A 17,358-nucleotide genomic window follows, 5' to 3' on the forward strand; every position below is an offset into this window, starting at 1 on the left:
GAAACACTTATGTATGTTATGCCAATTCACTCTTAATAAACGCGCGAACAGAAGCCGCGAATTCCTCAAAAGCCGCTGGGAGTTTAGGTATTAATGGATGCAAGTCCTGACGTTGCCATACTACAAAGTCTTGTACAAGCGGCTTACGCAGCTTCACTAATTGGAGCAAGGTCTCCGTCAAAGACTCTGAATATGCTCCTTCACCATGTACGATCTCTACAATATCCTCATAACTGCTTGCGTCTCTTAGAATAAAAGCATCTATAAGCAAGCTCCCAACATCCGTCACGGTTTCTATCGCCAAATGAAGTACGCGTTCTTGGGAGAGCTGCCAAGTCAGATCTTGCTTACCTTGTGCCCACTGTGCCTCTAATTGCTGACTCGCCTCGGCTAAAACCGATAGAAACTGAATACGTCCATCGATTTGTTCATGATTAATAAAGTACATGGTCTATCTCCGTCCTCTTTTTCGCCATTTCGTCCATACCAACATCGCAAAAAAAGTGATAATCACCAAAAATATGAGCAAAACCGCCTGCATCAAATATTCATAACTCACGTTCATTCACCCTCTTGATTGATCTCATTACATGCTATCAACAGTTTATCTCGGGTAGGTGAGAGCGTCAAGCTGCACAGGCTTTCATTCCTAGAGGCATTGTCCTCCTATGGGGATCATGTTACAGTGAAACGAGAGAAAAAAGGAGAGTTCCCCCCATGTTATCAAAGCCCAAACTGTCGGAAATCGACATTGTACGCGCGCTTGCGATCTTCGCCGTTGTACTCATTCATGGTACCTCTGGCGCCACTCAACTTCCTGTTGGAACAGGGTCTCAGGCATTCTTTTTCATGCTGAATAAAGCAAGTTTGTTTACTGTTCCTTTGTTCATCTGGATTAGTGGTCAAGTCTTGTTCTATTCCTATTATGACCGCTGGGAGTCAGGGATGGCACTTGCATTTTGGACAAAAAGACTGCAAAAGATATTAATTCCTTATGTCAGTTGGTCTATCTTCTATTATTTATATAATCAAATCATGTTTCATGGCACGATACAGGTGGATGCGCTTCATCTATTTAAATTACTTCTGTCAGGCAATGCGAGCTATCATCTCTATTACATTGTCATTATCGTCCAGTTTTATGCGCTTTTCCCCTTGATGATTGCTGCGATTAAACGTTACGCATGGCTTCGTCGCGGCCTGATCCCTCTAGGTATCGGCATTCAAGCAGCTTCCTATACTCTACATCATTGGTTAGTTCCACTGCCTGAATATGCCACGTTGTGCTTAAGCTATACGGCTACCTTCTGCTTCGGCGCTTTCATGGGGATCTATTATCCAGCGATAGTGAATTGGGCGATTCGTTATAAAATGGGGATATGGAGCGCCGTCTATCTGGCTGGTGGCGCTTATGTAGGCATGCTCCTGATTCAGCAGTATGGTTTGGCTATGATCGAAAATACGTGGTTCGAGCTTGCCTTGCTCGTTTACTGCCTGACCATCCCACTCGTCTGCGTGCCGTGGGCGCGCAACCAACTGGCGCGCGGCTCTCGCTTCAGCGCCTTCTTGTCTGCCTTAGGCGCAGCCTCCTTCGGCATCTATCTCGTGCATCCCGCGATCCTCACCCTGTGGGATCGCGTCACACCAGAGCCAGCGCCTGGGCGCATCTGGCTCTATGATGTGCACACCGCAGCAGCCGTACTGATCGGGCTGCTGGGCGCTTGGCTGCTGGCGCGCGGTTACGCGCGCGCCATGCAAAAAGGTTCCGCTCGCAGATGAGCGGAACCTTTCTATTTCATGCGCGCTAGCCAAGCCCAGCGCCGCTGCTGTCTGCGGCTGTAGCGTGGCAAGCCGCGGTAGATATCAAGCGCTTCGCGGTACGCGCGCTTGGCGTCTTCCTGGCGGCCGAGCTGCTGATACAGCTGGCCCAGTCGGTAGTAAGCCTCGACCGACGAAGAGTGCAGATCGCGGAATTGTTCAATAAACTGCGCCGCACGCTCAGGTGCATGGGGAGCCAGAGCCTCGCCAAGGCGCAGGTAGGCTTCGCCATATTTTACGCGCGGATTGAGTTCAATTGCCCTCAGCATATAGGTTTCACCCTTGTCAATCCTGCCTAGCTTCAGTTGACACAGCCCAATTTCATAATGAACGTCGGCAGACTCCTGCATAATTGGCAGTGTTTGCTCCAAGTAGGGCAGCGCATCTTGATATTTCTTGCGTTCAATAAGAATACGTGCCAAGTCCAGCTTCGCTGACGTATTGTGCGGGTTCGCGTGGAGGTCAATTCGCAGACGTGCTGCTTTTCGTTTTAACTGAAACGGTCTCCAGACATTCGGCAGAATGCCAACGTATCTTCTATCCAATACATATAGAATAACAAGTAAAATAAGCAGAGCGAGAAATGGATTACCCACGATTCGCCAGAGTAAACCAAATAGTAGTATTTTGATAAGCATGGTGTATTCCCCCTTTTCAACTTCCTTATACTACCATATTATGCTGATTATGTTTACCCCTCTCCTAAGAAAAACGACTTTTCAAAGTGTGGAGCTTCTATCATTCGAGATTTTTCGCAAGCAGTGCTATACTAGAAAGAAAAAAGGGAGCTTTGACATGAAAGATTCGCATAAGGCTATATGGCTTAAAAGAAAGAACCTAGGCCGCTCCAGATATTTAGTTACGTTCGGCATCGTTCCATGGGGAATCGGAGCCACACTCTTCACGACCTTGCTCGAATTGCTAGTCTCCCACTCCATTAATTCTACGTGGATTCCAATTCGACTGATCGTTTTCGCATTCATCGGCTTTTTCGTTGCGAATGGACGCTGGGTTGCGATGGAACACCGTTTTGAGCCACCTGCTCCTAGACGACCGTGAGGTCGTTTTTTTTCATTCAACCACTAGGTGTAAACCAAATTTCCCGGAAATCAATCCATCCTAAATCGTTGATCCTTACCCCTTTAATTGAATCATGATACGTCGTTTGTTGGGAGCGATGCAAGACGAAAAGGAATGATTTCTCCTCCTGAAGCTCGGCAACCAATTCATGTAATCCTGCAATTCGACCATCCATATTAGGATTACTAAGAATCCCCTGCATTTTCGAATCTACCCACTCCTGCCGCTCTTTGTTCAAATGTGCACGCACATAGCTGTTGCTTTGTTTCAATGTTTGTATGATATGAAGGTCATAATTGCTTTCCATGCATATGTGATAAAAAATAAGATCAGCTTCGTCAATGGTGTCCATTTGCGTCATATCAGACTCACTTCGAATGGTAATCTCGATAGGAATTCCAATCTGCTCGCACTGCCTGCAAATCCACATGGCATCATCATTATTGTTCCGATAGACATACATATGTAGCGTCTCGCCCTTGTAGCCCATTTCATGTAGCAAACGCTTGGCTTCCGCAATATCGGTCCTTGACCCGCTAACTAGTGGTTCCATCGTCGGGATAAAACTGCTTGCAGGCGCTTCACGAAATCCACCAAGCTCACCGATCATACGCTCACGATCTATAACCAAATCTACGGCTTTACGGAAGTTGGGATGGAACTGCGGCCCTCTTTTATTACGATTAAACGTGATTAAACTGCATCCCATTATCGTTTGTTCAATTTGATGCCATTCTGAATCTTTATCGATCGCACCTACTGGCTTCATCGAATTCGATTGCCCGCGATACACTTGAACCATATCCCAACTTGGTGTTGATTCCTGCAGATCGGTTGGCAGCAGCCAGAATTCAACGAGATCCATATGCGGCCTTACACCAAAATAACTATCAAACGCACGCAGCTTGCAAATGTAATCATCGTTTCTCTCCAGCCTGAACGGCCCCGTCCCAATCGGCATTCGCCCGAAAATCGATTCATTATCCCGGCAAATTTCCTCAGGAACAATAGCCATCGAGGTATGTGCCAACTGTTGAAGAAACAGCACGTTCGGCTGGCTTAATTCAATTGCAATCGCACTGCGATTCAGCACGGTAATCGTCTCGATACTTTCGGTCATCCAACCTTGCGTGGCGGCCTGACCAAGCTTCTTTAATCGCGACAACGAGTAACACACATCATGCGCAGTCATTTCCCTACCGTGATGGAACAGCACCCCTTTGCGCAGATAAAACGTATAATGCAAGCCATCCTCACTCTTCTCCCAATAGTGTGCCAAATGAGGCTCGATCACCATTGTCTGCGGATTATAGCGGATAAGGGTATCGAAAATTTGACTCGCCAGATGGAAATCAAACGCAAAAAAAGTCTGCGCAGGATCCAAAGTCACCAACCATTTGTATACGGGGACACGTAAAGTATCCTTGAAACGCTCCTCATGCTCAACCGCCCGGTAGCCAAAAAAGCTGAACAACCACTCGATAAAGGAGTCCTGCAGTGTTTCTCCCTTGCCTAGTTGATGTATCAGCTCAATCGTGCCTAAGTAATCACCTCGATTGGCAAGCTCCACTGCTTGTTTCGAGATCATATCTTCCGATGAAACCAAAAAAGTAAGCTCTGAAATGTTCCCTCTACCCCGTCCGGGTTTCCAAGAAATCCAGTTATGCTCACTCATTTTTTTCAATAAAATCTTCACATTCCGTGTCGAACAATATAATCTCTCTGCTAATTCTTCTAGCGTAATAGGTTGCGGTTTATGCTCAACACCATGCTCAAAACCTGCGCGTAGCTCTAGAAAATGAGTAAGAAGCTGCATTGTTGGCTTCCTTTCTAAAAGGGGAAATCTTTGAAGTGAATTATACACTTTTTGTTCCCCTTATTCTAGCGTAAACTAAACGTATCAGGAAAAGAAAGGAAAGTGACCCTCGTATGCAACCAACAGACCTCTATGTATCAGAGAAATTAATGGAGTGGCAACAACATGATTTGGAAAGCCAATCCCGCGAACATTGGAAATGGCAAGCAGGTAAAAAAAGAAAAGTCTACGTGCTTCTAACTAGCTTATTCTTCTGGCTTTAATTCGATTCCGTATCGTAACTACTAGTACAATCAGAATGAGCGCACACACAATACCAACTCCGTCGACGACTACATCGATGCCGTGCCCCGTTCGGTCTTTCACGAACGATTGATGCCATTCATCCGACATTGCGTACAGCAATGAGATTAGGAAGGAGCTGATCAAAGCTATGTTCATTCTGACAGGTTTGGCAAGTAAAGCAATCGACCAAAGCAGGGCAAGCACAGCGTATTCGCTAACGTGCCCTGCTTTTCTTATGAAGAATTCGATCATATTAATGGGATCTTGCCATGAAATTACTTGTTGATCATAGGTAAACTTCACTTTGGGTATATGTTCTTTTAATTTATCCGTCGAAAATTTCGATTCCAAATAGGGCTTCAAGCTTTGCTGCTGGTAGGGTTCGGCAGACTTCATATAAATGAAAGCCATCCACAGAAGGGCTGCCACTAAGAACACGTAGAATACCGTTTTCGATTGTGTTGACTTTGGCATAACGGCACCTTTCTCTCTCACAGATTCATTTTCTTACGAATACTGAATAAGGCAAAGAATTCAATAACCATTAAATTCACGGCGGATACACCATAGAAGGCCATCCCAAACATCATCTGAAACTGATCTGTGGTGACCGATTTCCACCATAAAACGGCGAGCCCCGTCAACACCATATTTAACGCCGTCGTGATCCAAAAAGAGAATCCTAAACGATTCGTTTTTCGCATCAAAAGGACACCAATTACAAACGGAACAACGAAAGCGATCCCCAAGTAAACCCAATACAATACTGCGTTTGACACTTCTACTTCACTCCCAAACGATCAACTAGTTAATACTACTAGGTTAGCATGAAAATAACTATGAAAACAACGTTCAGCCCCCCATTGCAACAGAATCGCCATACAGCTTGAAGGAATAAAAGCCATTGAAAAAATCCTATGTCTCAGGTATTGCTTGCCCCTTGATATTCATGTATAATACAAAAAGTCGACGTTACTTGTAAGCGACATCACGGGGCCTTAGCTCAGCTGGGAGAGCGCATCGCTGGCAGCGATGAGGTCAGGGGTTCGATCCCCCTAGGCTCCATACAAGATAAACCACGATCCTTCAGGATCGTGGTTTTTTGTATGGATCATGGGGGTAAGAACCCCTCAGGGTTCGCCCGCGCGGACGGAGCGTAGCGTAGGAGCACGGCGTCTGAATCTACCGCTAAAAGTCCTCTTCGAGTTCGCTTCGTCAGCCATTTAAATCAGGATTCGGACATCCCTTATCGGGGTGCCATCCAAGTGGCAGCTCCTAGGCTCCATATTGAACAAAAAAAGAACATGTCATGCGACATGTTCTTTTTCGTTCTTGGAGCCGTATGGGGGTGAGAACCCCTGAGGGGTTTGATTTATATATTTGAGGCAGTGCAATTAATAATGGCGAGCGAGCGCATCGCTTACAGATCATACAAAAAACTTGATCAAACACCATTAGAAAAGGCTGCCAAGGTTAAACCCCTGGCAGCCGTTTAGTTAATGATCTTGATTCAATTTCTTTAATTCTTCAATTGAAAGTCCTGTTAATTCCGAAACGGACTCCATGTCCATTCCTTTTGCCAGCATTTTATTAGCTACTTCAAGTCTGCCTTCTCATTGTCATATCGGTTAAATAACTGCATCTCGATATTAATCAATTTGCCATCTGCTGTTTTAGCTAGGATATCAAATATGGATTGCTTACCTTGAGGTGAATCTTTATCAGTGTATGGATTCATGAGTAAGATTTCGGTATGCGGTTGCTCTCCGGTTTCTTGAAAGGTACGTTTAGGAAAGCCAGTAGCACGTCTTTATTCTCTTCGGTTAGGGCAGCCTGCTCTGAACTTTTGCAGTACTTCCTTTGCCAACCCATGTAGAATTCCTCTGCGTTAATAATCATTCTATAGAAAAAGGGCTAAGCAAAACGCTCAGCCCCTCTCTCTTGGTTACATGCTATACTTATCATCCGATGTTAATGCATCTGTTTCAACTTCTCCAAATCATCTGAGGAAATACCCGTCAACTCTGAGATTGTTGCTATGTCCATGCCTTTACCGAGCATATTCTTTGCTACTTCAAGCATTGAAGCTTCATCATGTAGTGCCTTCTGTCGCATTTCATACATTCGCCTCGCTTCTGTATCTTGGCTCAAGTAATCTAGTACGGTCATAACCTTGCTCAATGCCGGTTCCTTCATCTTCAACGCCACCCAGTGTTTTGTATCTTCACTTAATACTGTTTGCTCCAGTAGTGCAGGTAAGGGTTCATTAAAGTAATCTTAGTCAGAGGTGATGACTCTCCTGTCTCCTAATCACTAACCCCCGTCAAATGCCTTTTGCAATTCCGCGATATTGAACTTCTTCATCTTCATAAAAGCGAACGTAAGACGAGCCCGCTGCTCTTCGGAGCCCCCAGATAACAGTTCATCCATGATGGCAGGAGAAATCTGCCAGGATACACCGAACTGGTCTTTAAGCCAGCCACACTGCTCAGCCTCAGGCACGTGGGAGAGCTTATCCCAATAGTAGTCAATCTCTTCTTGTGTTTCACAATTGACTAGAAGTGAGATGGCTTCATTAAATTGAAAATCGTGCTTGTGCGCGCTGTCCATTGCCGTAAACCACGTATTTTCCAGCATAAAGTCGGAGAACAATACTGTTCCTTCTTGATCCGGTTCGGCACCAGAGCCATGACGCAATAGAGCGCCAGGTTGAGAATGGCGGAAAACCGAAAGATAGAATTCACGGGCCGCCTCCGCCTTGCCGCAGTTACTGCCAACGAATAACATGGAAGGAATAATCGCAGGACGAGGCTCTCCATACGGATTCGTCAGCATAAGCTGCCAGGACACACCATACTTGTCCTGAATCCAACCATACCGTTTACTGAAAGGGTACTCACCTAGCGGCATAAGCGCGGTTCCTCCATCAGACAGCTTGTTCCACACTTCGTCGATCATTGCTTCTGCGTTCACGTCCCGAGACGGATCAAAATTCACGATAAATGAGATTGCTGGATTGAGCTTGAAAAGCGGACCAGCAGAAATAGCCATAAATGGCTGTCCCCAGATTTGGAACGATACTAGGTCACAATCGCCTGATGGCGTCTCGTACAAAACCGTCGTGTTTGTGATGTTGGATTGGGGAAACACTGCGCAGTAGAACTCTGCGGCTTGTTTCGCTTCCTTGTCGAACCATAGGTGCGGCGTAATCAATGGCATCTTGCCTCTATTGGCTTCCATATTCAAAACGAGCTCCTCCCTTGGAATAAGACTTCTTCCTAATTTTAACATAGACCCGCCTGAAATGGAACAGACGTTCTGTATCCCTTCCTTTTTCAAACCCCTCCTCCATCCATCCTTAATTCTACAAATAATGCATTGTCACCTCACTTCTGACTAAAAATCTTGCGTTGATACCCGTCTGCCCAATTCCCTTGGATATGTAGTAAGCCCCGTGCTGTGTTGTATGTAGCCCCTTATATATGCCCATGCGAGGCAATTTACCGGCATCTTTCAGTCTGAATAAATAGGGTAGATTGAATTGTTTCCCATGCAAATGTCCAGCCATTAAATAATCGTAGGGCTTTTTCAAATCAAGAACGATGTTAGGATCATGCGTAATCACGATTTTGGGTCTAGTAGGATCAACATGTCGAAAAGATTTTTCGATGTCGCTTTTACCTGAATCATAATCATCAATGCCAATGAGTTCAATTTGATCTACATGAACCGATTCATTTCTTAATACATGCAGCCCATACTTTCTAAGCAGATTTATGACATCCATGACATTTTTTTGCTGATAATCGTGATTGCCAAGAACACAATAAATAGGTACATGGCCTATCGTCATAGCTCTTACATACTTTTCAAGTTTGACGAGACTCTTTCGATGCTTGGTAAAATCGCCTGTTATACAGATAAGGTCAGGTTTTTCAGCATGGATAATCGATGCAATTTGGATTGGACTTATTCTTAATCGTTCTACATGCAAGTCACTAATCTGTAGAATTTTCAAGTGTAGGTCTAGTGGATAATGGATCCGTTCAATTTTTAGCCATTGCGTAGGTAAGATTAATAGCATATACCCCAATAGGATTAGAATCATTATGTATACAACGATCATATCTCCATTCTCCTCACATACAAAATTCATTTGGATGAAGTAATATGTATTCAAAATAATCTAGAATATCCCCTCGGACAACGCATTTTAATGGGGAGTACTTCACGCCTAATTACAGGTTTGTGTAGCCTAATGCAAGGTCATACTAGAACTTATTACAACATAAGGAGTTCAAATAATTGTGGTAGATCGAATCGTATTATTATCCGTGTGGTTTGGAACCATTTTGCTGCTAGTTCTATTCACTCCTAGGAAGAAAATTAGAGAAGCAAACGTAGTTTTTTTATTTAAACAACTCGTAACGTGGCCCCTTGGATTACTGGTCGTTGAATTTCATTTGATTGAGTATCCCGTTCGCGAATTCGCATATGCAACGCAGACAAGCTTTGCTTTTGAATATTTTATCTACCCTGCAACATGTGTAATTTATATTCTCAGATATCCAGAAAATAAAAGCAGACTGAAAAGAATAGGTTGGCAGCTATTCTGGCCTACTTGGATGACCCTAATTGAAGTCGTAATTGAACGCCATACGAACTTAATCGATTACATTCATTGGGCATGGTACTGGACTTGGCTCTCTCTTTCAGCTACATTTTTCTTATCCCTTGTTTATTACAGATGGTTCTTTAGAAAAGGGATCGGAAAAGCATCCACATAAATGTGCAATTATCTTTACATCCCAAATCGTTTCATGAAGGAGGTTGATTATGCCTAAACGTTATCATCTTGCTTGTATGAGCCTAATCTTACTACTTGTCTTACCAGCCTGCCTATGGTCCCAAGATTCAGAACCCTCTACCGCGACTGCGACATCTACTTCGATATCGACATCGAATAGCATTGCGCTGAAGGCAGTGTTCGAGCCCAACAGCTTCGATCATCCCGTAGGCATAGAGCATCGTGTTAACTCACCGCAACTCTTATATATCGTTCAGCAACCGGGTAAGATCGTTAGTGTGAATATGGAGAAACCGCAAGAAAAGCCCTCTCTCATTCTTGATATTACGGATCGTGTCAATGATAGTGGGAACGAACAGGGTTTATTAGGCTTAGCCTTCGATCCGAAAGATCCTTCCTTGGCCTATGTCAACTATACGACGGAAACCCATACGATCATCGCACGCTACAAGACGCTGCCTACTAATCCTGCTCTTCTGGATCCAGCTAGTGAGCAAGTACTTCTTACTTTCAAACAACCTTATCCGAATCACAATGGCGGGCAACTCGCATTCGGCCCAGATGGGTACTTGTACATTGCTACGGGAGACGGTGGCAGCAGCGGAGATCCTCAGAATAATAGCCAGAACTTACAGTCCCTGCTAGGCAAAATACTGCGTATCGATGTAGACAAGCAAGAAGGTGGGCTTCACTATGCAAGCCCTGCTGATAACCCTTTTATCAGCAAAGGTGCTAAGGAAATCTATGCCTACGGACTACGAAATCCATGGCGATTCAGTTTCGATTCTGCAACTGGAAAGCTTTGGGCAGCCGATGTTGGTCAGAATAGATTCGAAGAAATTAATCTCATAGAAAAAGGTAAAAACTATGGGTGGCGTATTCAAGAAGGATTCGAATGCTACGAACCAAAGACTGGCTGCAATAAAACCGGCTTAGAGCAGCCTCTGTTTACCTATGGTCGTGATCAAGGCGTATCGATTACGGGCGGCTATGTGTATCGGGGCACGAAGCTCCCTGAACTGAATGGCTGGTACGTGTACGCAGATTATGGGACAGGAAACATCTGGGCGTTATCTCAACAGAAAGATGGAACGGTCACGAACCGAACCTTGCTCAAATCAGGTTTGAATATTGCTTCGTTCGGAACGGACGCGGCAGGCGAATTATACCTTTGCACGCAAGATGGAAAGATCATGAAAATAGTTTAGCTTCTCGATCGACAAGAGGCGGAGCCTAGCCACGTATGTGGATTCCCCGCCCAACACCAGCCCAGCTTTGGCCTTTTATCACTCATCCATAGCGCAGTGACTCTTCGGTCACCACAGCGAGAACCGAGTAGTGAGAAGCCATTATTTTTGCGCAACCTATCCGGAAAATGGGTAATCACACTAATCCCCTCTTCCAAAGTGAGCGGAGAACGATTTTCTTGCGCTATGAGGGCCAATGCTGCGTTTGGTGTCACGTTTAATGTGCCTGTGCCCGTATCAATATCCCACGCAAGATAAGCCCTCCCCTTAGGGAGCTCAATTCCCTCAATAGGTTGAAAGCGACTAATCTCCTGGGCATCCATGACGCTGAACCCCTTCTTCCCTTCTCGTTCCACTGCCTGCATCGCCTGTCCTGCATCTAACCAATCCCTAGTAATCACAATGACAAAAGGAATCTTGCTTGCTTCTATATCCATTTGGACTGGATTCATTTCTAAAATCATATGCTTAAGCGGTTCTAGTTCCTGTGTAAATTCATCCACGGTTAATCCTACTAACGCTGGATAGTCTTTATGTACAAGATTGCCAACTTGCCGTTCGTATTCTTCATTCAACATAAGTGCGAGTGTCCCTCCTTAAGAAAATGAAAGATCGTCACCTTACAACATAGCAAACAAATATAATAAATGCACGCACACTTTACAGTTGACGATTGGTTATATTTACTATATGCTCGTTATGTACCGTTGAGTACAGAAAGAGTGATCACGACGATGGTTCGACCGCGGGAGTTTGATGAACAGCAAGCATTGGCTGCAGCCATGCACGTATTTTGGGAACAAGGGTATGAAGCGACTTCCATGAGTGATTTGACCACTAGAATGGGCATTCAACGTCCCAGTCTTTATGCAGCATTTGGCGGAAAGAAAGAATTGTTCGAAACCGTGCTTCACAAGTACGCAGACATGAGCCTCTCTTTTATTGACAAGCGGATGCAGAACGCCGTTTCAGTGAAAGAAGCGCTGCGCTTGTATTTCCAAGGAATCATTGAAGGTGTTGGTGGGAGTAATCCTGACTTGGGCTGTTTATGCATGAATACGATGGTTGAGCTCGCACCTCACGACGAGATTTTTGCTCACATTACGAAGGATTTCCAGCTGAAGCTAACCGAATTAATCCAACAAACACTTGAAAAGGGGATCCGAACAGGGGAACTCTCGCCTTCGTTGAATCCAGTTGCCGTATCGCGTTTATTGACGATTTCAGCTATCGGACTTTCCGTTACGATGAAATCACGGCCAGAACGATCGTACGTCGATAGTGTGGTAACGGAGATATTAACGGTGCTCGAATGAGCATTTTTTTATCCTTTTTGTACCGAATGGTATATAACTAATTTAATGGGAGGCAACAGGAAATGACGAAGAAAATTGCGTTAATTACAGGTGCGAATAAAGGAATAGGATTAGAAATTGGCCGCCAGCTTGGGCAGCGAGGTATCCTTGTGCTACTCGGAGCCCGTGATGTGCGTAAGGCTAAGAGTGCTGCCCAGCAGCTGCGTGCTGAAGAAATCGAGGCTTATCCGATTGAATTAGATGTAACGAATCCTGAACACATTAGGCAGGTTGTCGCGAAGATTGAGCAAGCATATGGAAGACTAGATATTCTAGTTAACAATGCAGGTACTTATTTGGACCATGAAGGCAATAACACAGATGTCATGCGTCGTACATTTGACGTTAATATATTTGGCCCACATGCCTTAACGGAAGCGCTCCTTCATCTACTGAAGGCGAGTCCTGAAGGACGCATTGTGAATCAATCCAGCATCCTCGGATCATTAACCACTATTCTAACCAACGAGATGTATGCCGGTGCTGCTGTACCTGCTTACACGGCATCGAAAGCAGCGCTGAATGCATGGACGGCACAGCTATCCATTGCACTTCGAGGCTCCAACTTAAAGGTGAACGCTTGCCACCCGGGATGGGTAAAAACGGACATGGGTGGGCCCGCTGCCCAGATGGAAGTCCAAGAAGGTGCTGAGACGGCTGTATATCTTGCGACGTTACCGGCTCATGGTCCTTCAGGTGGTTTCTTTCATAAATCGGAGCCACTCCCTTGGTAGACCCAGACTCCGTTCTGGCTTTAGCGTAAATTGATCCTTCTTGGGAAAACGGACACACTCGATGTTAAACGATCATGATCAGCGATGTTTGCAAGTTCAATTGCGCTTGTTGTGTCCGTTCCCCCTCTGTAATTGCTATCCCCATCCTCCCATCTTCTTCAACGTCGTCACCACTTCAATCAAAGCTCTGTAGCTTCTAACAACAGCTGTACTCGAACCGAAGTTCATCACGATATGCGTTTCGGATTCTGGATGGCTGAACATATGTGTACCGAGAATCCCACTGTGGCCCTGAAGCCTTGGTAAATCTCGGAGCAAGAAGAAAAAACCCTCGAAATGAAGCTCCATCATCCCCAAACCGTAATGAATGCCATTTCGGAATTTATGTGTGAAAGTTGTCATGGCCTGTAACGAAGCTGCATCCAGGCATGTGCCATGCCAGAGCGCTTTCTGAAAAAGCAGCAGATCCTGAGGTGTTGTTACGATGCCTCCGCCTGCCCAATCGCAGCTTAAGCAGGGGAAGCGACTGATTTCAACTTGGTTTAACCAAATGTCTTGAATCGGTTCTCCAGGCGTATGTTGCGGCTGCGAATAGAACATTAGATAGGAATCGTTCATTTGTAAGGGAAGGAAGATCTCATCATGAAGATTGTCGTTAAAGGATTTTTCCGTTATGCACTCAATTATTCTTCCTAATAAAATATAACCGGTATCCGAGTAATGGAAACGCTGCGCTGGTGGTCCGAAGCTTCGTTGGTTGTTCCTGGAAAAGGCAAGTAACCGATCCGGTGTCCATGATTCCTGAGGATTGGCAACAATACGCTGAATAAACTTCGGTTTGTGGATGACAGGGTCCTCGAAATAGTCTGCCGCCCCCGACGTATGCCCAAGAAGTTGCTTAATCGTCACTTGATTCACATAATCAATACCGCGATATACGAATAGATTTTCCAGCTCAGACGGTGGCAGTAAAGTCGCAACTGGCGAATCTAGCGTGAGCATCCCTCTCTCTACCAGCTTCATAATTAAGACAGCCGTAAACACTTTTCCAATACTTGCTGTATGAAAGGGTTGATTAGGGGCGATCGCTGCGCCATTGCTTGCTGATAGTTGCCCTACGGCATACCGATATGTAAATCCACGGCTATCCACCGCTGCTTGCACGCCAGTCTGATGGCGACTGCTCTTGCTTACCTTCTTGAAGTAAGAATCGAGATGTTGTGAGGCTGCCTCATGGCTCCATGATTTTCGTGCACACATCGCTTTGTGAATCCCCCTTGGACGAATTGTATTTGCCAATAAATAATGTTACTATTAGTAATATATCCAATAGTAATGTAGGGACAAGTTGTATGTCAACACGAATAAGGGGACTCGCCAAATGGAATTCGTCATTCTCGGTTTATTAATTTTGAAGAATCAGACAGTGTATGAGCTCAATAAGGCATTCCAACAAGGCATTGCCTTGTTCTATAGTGCCAGTTATGGCAGCTTGCAGACGGCTTTAAAGAAATTACTCCTTCAGGGTGATATTGGCTTTATGGAGGAGGTCGATCGCGGGCGCAACAAGAAAGTGTACGTGATCTCTGAGAAAGGTCGAGAAGCCTTCTATACCTGGATGGGTTCAGACATTCCAACAAGCAGGTTAGAATCTACGGCCTTGGCGAAAGTATTTTTTCTGGGACTAATCGAATCCGCCCATGATAAACGTGCCCTCCTTGAGCATATTATTGCTAAGATTGAACAGGTTGAGCAGGAACTCCAACAGGTGGATCAAGGGCTCCAGAACATTCAAGTCCCAGAACCCTATGCAGAAATTCTTGCTTATCAAATCAAGACCCTTGATTATGGCATTCGTTCTCATACTTTTGCCAAGGAATGGTTTGAAGCCCTGCTTGCCGAGCTCCCTTCACAAACGTAATTTAAGATCAATTTGTAACAGCCTGCATATGTTTACGACTTTGATGCAAACTAAGATGTCTTGCTAACCCAAACAAACTTGGAGGAGTGATGTTCATGCGCGAGGGATTGATTCCTGCTGTTCTCGGAACTGTCGTTTCTGCATCTGGTGCTACTATGCTAAAAAGCAAATATAAGCTTCTTGGTGTTGGTGTGCTTGGCTTTGGGGTTGCTCATGTGATTCTAGGGGCAATTGATTTGGTGGAACATCGTTAGGTTGGTAAGATCAAGAGGTAGGTCCCTGGGGACCTACCTCTTGTTCATATAATTACCTTACCCAGTTTTTCAAGAACAGATAACTAAGCTAACTTCGATCCAAACTGCTTTACTTTCTCCAACCATTGGGCTCGCTTCTCACCTGAAGATGGTTTAACGGGTCCGATCTCCGTTAGACGTACAGGGGTAATCCCGCAGAATTGCAATATATTATGCTTCATTACACGATAACCCGCATGCCTATTAACCCATCGACTGTACCATCCAGGTGTATCTGTTGTGACGATGAGATGGGCAGATTTCCCAACAAGCAGCTTATCCCATAGCGCAGACTTCTCCCGATATTTGAAAGCGAAGCCAGGTAAGAAGACTCGATCAATGAAACCCTTCATCAACGCCGGCATCACTCCCCACCATGTTGGATAAATAAACACGATATGATCAGCCCAGCGTATGAGCTCTTGCGCATGTAGCAAATCTTCTTCGAGCTCTGTACGCTTCCGATAACCAAACTGCAGATTCGGATCAAATGTTAAGGTATGAATGTTGATGCTCTGAATTTCGGCGTTCGTGTGTGAGACCCCATCGATATACGCTTTCTGTAGGGCTGCACAAAAACTCTGTGGGTCCGGGTGTCCATTAATAACAAGAATATTCGATTTCAAGATGATTTCCTCCCTATTTGCGACTATAATCAGCATAGAATGATTACGGTTCGATTTGAATGATGAAACACGCAATCCAATTGCTGATTCACGCAAAGGAGAGATTTCAACTTGAAAAGCCAAGGTATTGCCATTTCTATGGTGTATCCCATTATGAAGACCGTGGTGCAAAAAGGCTTTGATTCGGAGCAATTTTGTAAGTATGCTTCCTTCGACGCAAGTCTACTCCAGGATGTTGAGGCACGCATCTCAGGAGAAGAACTGGAGCGACTAACCCTGGCTGCAGCCCAATTTACGGGGGATTCCCATTTCGGTTTACATCAGGGACAGATCATGGAGTTCGCCGATATGGGCATCCTTGGCTATGTCATGCTGCATTCCCCCTCCGTCGTCGATGCTTTAACGGCTTACCAGCGATATAACGTGCTGCTCTGCAATGGATTTAATTTGGACTGGGACGTAGAAGGAGATGATGTGCGGGTTTCCATGTTTCTACAGCATCCCGGTCAGGGACCAATGTCACGTCATTGTATAGAAGATATGGCAAGCTCTTTATTTCGTTTGATCTGTAGACTAAGCAACCGCACGATTCCTCTGCTAGAGGTAGCATTTCACCATGAGGCAACAGCAGATTTAACGCCTTATCAGCCTGTATTTGGATGCATCCCCCGCTTCGCCGCGAAGGGCAATTACTTGCGTTTCAGCAAGGATGTACTCCAGTATCCCATCCTCTATTCCGATGCTAAGTTACTGAGCATATTCGAGAATATCGCCCAAGAAACAAGAGGAGAACTTACACAAACTAGCCGATTTACGGATCAAGTTATCCAGTGGATACGCACCTCTATGCCATCCTTTTTCCCAACTTTGCAACAAACGGCAGAATCTCTCCAAATGAGCGCACGAACACTTCAGCATAAATTGAAAGAAGAGAATACCACGTACAACGATCTCACGATGCAAGTACGCAAAGATTTAGCCATGGGCTACCTTCGCAAATGGGAGTTTTCCGTGGGGGACATCGCTTATGTACTGCATTTCTCAGAACCCAGCGCATTCCAAAATGCATTTAAGAAATGGACTGGCGTCACACCTGGTCAGTATCGAGCCACGTTTCAAAGCAGAGAAATGCGTTTGAATGGATGAGCAGTGCTGAAGTTTACAGGGATATGGAATGCTGCTTGCGGTCGGGCAACTGCGATAAAAGGGATAGACAGAGCTTCGCGGTCAGACAACTGTTAAACAATGACGCTGTTAGGAGTCTGGTTCCTGTGGCGTCTTTGATTTAGGATATTTACAAACCGACGGTCTGTTTGTATAATGAGGAAAGAAAATAATTGGAGTAATCACCCAAATTAGATGCAAGAGGTGGAGGG

The 17,358-nt window shown here is 45.1% G+C and carries 21 protein-coding genes, 1 tRNA gene and 1 pseudogene; 11 read left to right on the top strand and 12 right to left on the bottom strand.

The genetic code is table 11. The features are described 5' to 3' along the window. Nucleotides 1-16 precede the first annotated feature (16 nt). Entirely contained in the window at nt 17-448 is a 432-nt protein-coding gene (locus tag A8708_RS06085; RefSeq protein ID WP_068662620.1) for a DUF86 domain-containing protein, read from the bottom strand. A 269-nt stretch (nt 449-717) separates the two neighbouring features. On the opposite strand from A8708_RS06085, the gene A8708_RS06090 reads away from it, so the two are divergent. Beyond that, nucleotides 718-1,779: an acyltransferase gene (locus A8708_RS06090; RefSeq protein WP_068662621.1), complete on the top strand. Its 1,062-nt coding sequence runs from the start codon at nt 718-720 to the stop codon at nt 1,777-1,779. Nucleotides 1,780-1,790: 11 nt separating this feature from the next. On the opposite strand, the gene A8708_RS06095 is transcribed toward A8708_RS06090, so the two are convergent. Continuing rightward, nucleotides 1,791-2,456, bottom strand: coding sequence for a tetratricopeptide repeat protein (locus A8708_RS06095; protein WP_068662622.1), 666 nt, complete (start codon nt 2,454-2,456; stop codon nt 1,791-1,793). A 157-nt stretch (nt 2,457-2,613) separates the two neighbouring features. Between A8708_RS06095 and A8708_RS06100 the strand changes: the two genes are divergently transcribed. Next, nucleotides 2,614-2,877, top strand: coding sequence for a hypothetical protein (locus tag A8708_RS06100; RefSeq protein ID WP_068662623.1), 264 nt, complete (start codon nt 2,614-2,616; stop codon nt 2,875-2,877). 16 nt (nt 2,878-2,893) lie between these two features. On the opposite strand, the gene A8708_RS06105 is transcribed toward A8708_RS06100, so the two are convergent. Further along, the gene (locus A8708_RS06105; RefSeq protein ID WP_068662624.1) at nt 2,894-4,714 is read right to left on the bottom strand and encodes an SgrR family transcriptional regulator; all 1,821 of its coding nucleotides are present in this window, start codon (nt 4,712-4,714) and stop codon (nt 2,894-2,896) included. Nucleotides 4,715-4,827: 113 nt separating this feature from the next. Between A8708_RS06105 and A8708_RS36040 the strand changes: the two genes are divergently transcribed. Further along, on the top strand, nt 4,828-4,977 hold the full coding sequence (locus tag A8708_RS36040) for a hypothetical protein (RefSeq protein ID WP_204787474.1): 150 nt from the start codon (nt 4,828-4,830) through the stop codon (nt 4,975-4,977). On the opposite strand, the gene A8708_RS06110 is transcribed toward A8708_RS36040, so the two are convergent. Continuing rightward, nucleotides 4,955-5,473 carry a VanZ family protein gene (locus A8708_RS06110; protein ID WP_068663000.1) on the bottom strand — a complete coding sequence of 173 codons (519 nt, stop codon included), beginning with the start codon at nt 5,471-5,473 and terminating at the stop codon, nt 4,955-4,957. The genes A8708_RS36040 and A8708_RS06110 overlap by 23 nt on opposite strands. 17 nt (nt 5,474-5,490) lie before the next feature. Then, nucleotides 5,491-5,778: a hypothetical protein gene (locus A8708_RS06115; RefSeq protein WP_068662625.1), complete on the bottom strand. Its 288-nt coding sequence runs from the start codon at nt 5,776-5,778 to the stop codon at nt 5,491-5,493. A 213-nt stretch (nt 5,779-5,991) separates the two neighbouring features. Here A8708_RS06115 and A8708_RS06120 point away from each other — a divergent pair. Continuing rightward, nucleotides 5,992-6,064: transfer RNA gene (locus tag A8708_RS06120), tRNA-Ala, on the top strand. Nucleotides 6,065-6,599: 535 nt separating this feature from the next. On the opposite strand, the pseudogene A8708_RS34710 reads toward A8708_RS06120, so the two are convergent. The 4 genes and pseudogenes from A8708_RS34710 to A8708_RS06135 all read right to left on the bottom strand — a co-directional run. After that, nucleotides 6,600-6,871 (bottom strand): annotated as a pseudogene (locus A8708_RS34710) (PD-(D/E)XK nuclease family transposase); the annotation flags it as partial. A 99-nt stretch (nt 6,872-6,970) separates the two neighbouring features. Further along, on the bottom strand, nt 6,971-7,195 hold the full coding sequence (locus tag A8708_RS06125; protein WP_068662626.1) for a hypothetical protein: 225 nt from the start codon (nt 7,193-7,195) through the stop codon (nt 6,971-6,973). Nucleotides 7,196-7,312: 117 nt separating this feature from the next. After that, nucleotides 7,313-8,218, bottom strand: coding sequence for a VOC family protein (locus A8708_RS06130; RefSeq protein WP_068663001.1), 906 nt, complete (start codon nt 8,216-8,218; stop codon nt 7,313-7,315). A gap of 145 nt (nt 8,219-8,363) precedes the next feature. Continuing rightward, nucleotides 8,364-9,125, bottom strand: a complete 762-nt coding sequence (locus tag A8708_RS06135; protein WP_068662627.1) for a metallophosphoesterase — start codon at nt 9,123-9,125, stop codon at nt 8,364-8,366. Nucleotides 9,126-9,306: 181 nt separating this feature from the next. Between A8708_RS06135 and A8708_RS06140 the strand changes: the two genes are divergently transcribed. Beyond that, a complete protein-coding gene (locus A8708_RS06140; protein WP_239696565.1) occupies nt 9,307-9,786 on the top strand; it encodes a CBO0543 family protein in 480 nt (159 codons plus the stop codon). 49 nt (nt 9,787-9,835) lie between these two features. Continuing rightward, on the top strand, nt 9,836-11,014 hold the full coding sequence (locus tag A8708_RS06145) for a PQQ-dependent sugar dehydrogenase (RefSeq protein WP_082927294.1): 1,179 nt from the start codon (nt 9,836-9,838) through the stop codon (nt 11,012-11,014). Here the strand turns inward: A8708_RS06145 and A8708_RS06150 are convergent. Next, the gene (locus A8708_RS06150; protein WP_068662629.1) at nt 11,011-11,631 is read right to left on the bottom strand and encodes a DUF5701 family protein; all 621 of its coding nucleotides are present in this window, start codon (nt 11,629-11,631) and stop codon (nt 11,011-11,013) included. The two genes, A8708_RS06145 and A8708_RS06150, sit on opposite strands and share 4 nt — an antisense overlap. A 156-nt stretch (nt 11,632-11,787) precedes the next feature. Here A8708_RS06150 and A8708_RS06155 point away from each other — a divergent pair, with 156 nt between their 5' ends. Next, a complete protein-coding gene (locus A8708_RS06155; RefSeq protein ID WP_068662630.1) occupies nt 11,788-12,369 on the top strand; it encodes a TetR/AcrR family transcriptional regulator in 582 nt (193 codons plus the stop codon). Between the two features lie 62 nt (nt 12,370-12,431). Then, complete coding sequence (locus A8708_RS06160; RefSeq protein WP_068662631.1) at nt 12,432-13,142, top strand: SDR family oxidoreductase; 711 nt, start codon at nt 12,432-12,434, stop codon at nt 13,140-13,142. Nucleotides 13,143-13,277: 135 nt separating this feature from the next. Here A8708_RS06160 and A8708_RS06165 read toward each other — a convergent pair whose 3' ends face one another. Then, nucleotides 13,278-14,402, bottom strand: a complete 1,125-nt coding sequence (locus A8708_RS06165; RefSeq protein WP_068662632.1) for a serine hydrolase domain-containing protein — start codon at nt 14,400-14,402, stop codon at nt 13,278-13,280. A gap of 121 nt (nt 14,403-14,523) precedes the next feature. Between A8708_RS06165 and A8708_RS06170 the strand changes: the two genes are divergently transcribed. Further along, nucleotides 14,524-15,063: a PadR family transcriptional regulator gene (locus A8708_RS06170; RefSeq protein ID WP_068662633.1), complete on the top strand. Its 540-nt coding sequence runs from the start codon at nt 14,524-14,526 to the stop codon at nt 15,061-15,063. Between the two features lie 95 nt (nt 15,064-15,158). After that, a complete protein-coding gene (locus A8708_RS06175; RefSeq protein WP_056616564.1) occupies nt 15,159-15,317 on the top strand; it encodes a hypothetical protein in 159 nt (52 codons plus the stop codon). Nucleotides 15,318-15,400: 83 nt separating this feature from the next. Here the strand turns inward: A8708_RS06175 and A8708_RS06180 are convergent, their stop codons facing one another. Further along, entirely contained in the window at nt 15,401-15,982 is a 582-nt protein-coding gene (locus tag A8708_RS06180; protein ID WP_239696567.1) for an NAD(P)H-dependent oxidoreductase, read from the bottom strand. A gap of 111 nt (nt 15,983-16,093) precedes the next feature. Here A8708_RS06180 and A8708_RS06185 point away from each other — a divergent pair, with 111 nt between their 5' ends. Next, nucleotides 16,094-17,128, top strand: coding sequence for an AraC family transcriptional regulator (locus tag A8708_RS06185; protein WP_068662634.1), 1,035 nt, complete (start codon nt 16,094-16,096; stop codon nt 17,126-17,128). Nucleotides 17,129-17,358: the final 230 nt, after the last annotated feature.

The sequence above is a fragment of the Paenibacillus oryzisoli genome (assembly GCF_001653565.1).
Taxonomy (GTDB): Bacteria; Bacillota; Bacilli; order Paenibacillales; family NBRC-103111; genus Paenibacillus_E; species Paenibacillus_E oryzisoli.